At 70.3% G+C, this 1,760-nt stretch carries 2 protein-coding genes; one reads left to right on the top strand and one right to left on the bottom strand.

The window, feature by feature from the left end; translation table 11 throughout:
• A partial coding sequence (locus L810_RS42910) for a tetraacyldisaccharide 4'-kinase (RefSeq protein WP_179945702.1) occupies positions 1-342 on the bottom strand: 342 nt, incomplete at its 3' end.
• Between the two features lie 450 nt (positions 343-792).
• On the opposite strand from L810_RS42910, the gene xseA reads away from it, so the two are divergent.
• Positions 793-1,760 (top strand): exodeoxyribonuclease VII large subunit (gene xseA / locus L810_RS42905; RefSeq protein WP_042978411.1); only part of this gene is annotated, 968 nt, incomplete at its 3' end.

Genomic DNA, 1,760 nt, shown 5'->3' with positions numbered 1-1,760 from the left:
GCGCGACGCGGCCGTGATGGCGGTCGGCGCCTTCACGTTCGCGCCGTAGCCGCGCGACACGATGCCGGGGGTGAAGCCGGCCGCCCGCAACGCGTCGACGAGCGCGATCACGGTCGGCGTCTTGCCGGTGCCGCCGACGGTCACGTTGCCGACGACGATGACGGGCACGCCGACGTCGACCGGCTTCTTCCAGCCCTGCGCGTAGGCGGTGCGCCGCAGCGCCGCGCACAGGCCGAACACGCACGCGAACGGCGTAAGTGCCCACGCGAGCGCGCCGCGGCGCTGCCATTCGCGCGTCAGGCGCGCTTCGAGCCGGGCGAGCGGGCCGTCGGGCGCGCTCATCGGGCCGGGCGCGGCAGGTCGTGCGCCGCGGCGTGGGACGGATTCGTCAAGGCGGATTCTCCGTTGGGCGGCGCATGCCGCGGGGTCTGCGGAAGGCGGCACTCTAGCGCGCCGCAGGCGGGCGCGGCAAGCGCGACCGGCCGACGCAGCCCACGGGGCCGGATCGTGACGGCTTGTGGATAACTCTGTGAAGAACTCCCCGTTCGAATGAGTCAAACGCCCGCCGGGCGGGCCTCGAATCGGATGAGAATCGTTTCGAAAGTTTTAAAAATATATAAAAATCAATACGTTATCTCAAATCGTCTGGATTTTTCCGCGGTTTTCCGGCGTTTTAGGCCGACGATTGCCAAAGTGTGGACACCTTCCGCACGTCACGGCGCACACGCCCGGCGCTGGACGTCGCGCGCGTGTCGGACTATCGTGTCGCCGCCAGCATTCATCCGACCGTCCATGCCTTCCGACTCCCCATTTGCCGCGCCGGGTGCCACCCGCGGCGGCGACGAAGTGATACCCGTTTCGGCGCTCAATCGCGCGATTTCGACGATGCTCGAGCGCTCGTTTCCGCTGCTGTGGATTTCGGGCGAAGTGTCGAATTTCACCCGCGCCGCGAGCGGCCACTGGTATTTCTCGATCAAGGACCAGCAGGCGCAGATGCGCTGCGTGATGTTCCGTGGCCGCGCGCAATACGCGGAATTCACGCCGCGTGAAGGCGACCGGATCGAGGTACGCGCGGTCGTGACGATGTACGAGCCGCGCGGCGAAGTGCAGCTCAACGTCGAGGCCGTGCGGCGCACGGGCCAGGGGCGCCTGTACGAGGCGTTCCTGCGGCTGAAGGCGCAGCTCGAGGGCGAGGGACTCTTCGCGCCCGAGCGCAAGCGGCCGCTGCCGCCGCACCCGCGCGCGATCGGCATCGTCACGTCGCTGCAGGCCGCCGCGCTGCGCGACGTGCTGACCACGCTCGCGCGCCGCGCGCCGCACATTCCGGTGATCGTCTATCCGGCGCCCGTGCAGGGTGCGGGCTCGGCGGAAAAGCTCGTCGCGGCCGTCGAGACCGCGAATGCGCGCCGCGAGGTCGACGTGCTGCTGGTCTGTCGCGGCGGCGGCTCGATCGAGGATCTGTGGTCGTTCAACGACGAGGCGCTGGCGCGCGCGATCGCGGCGAGCGAACTGCCGGTCGTGAGCGGCGTCGGGCACGAGACCGATTTCACGATCGCGGACTTCGCGGCCGACCTGCGCGCGCCGACGCCTACCGGCGCCGCCGAGCTCGCGAGCCCGCAGCGCGCACTGCTGCTGCGCGAGGTCGGCGAGCGCCAGCGTGCGCTCGCTCGCGGCATGGAGCGCCGGCTGGAGCAGCGCGCGCAGCAGCTCGACTGGCTCGCGCGCCGGCTGGTGAGCCCGGCCGAGCGGCTGCAGCGGCA

The sequence above is a fragment of the Burkholderia sp. AU4i genome, assembly GCF_000466765.1.
In the GTDB taxonomy this organism is placed as follows: domain Bacteria; phylum Pseudomonadota; class Gammaproteobacteria; order Burkholderiales; family Burkholderiaceae; genus Burkholderia; species Burkholderia cepacia.
The sequence above is the reverse complement of the archived record's forward strand: the minus strand, read 5'-3'. Positions and strand labels throughout refer to the sequence as shown.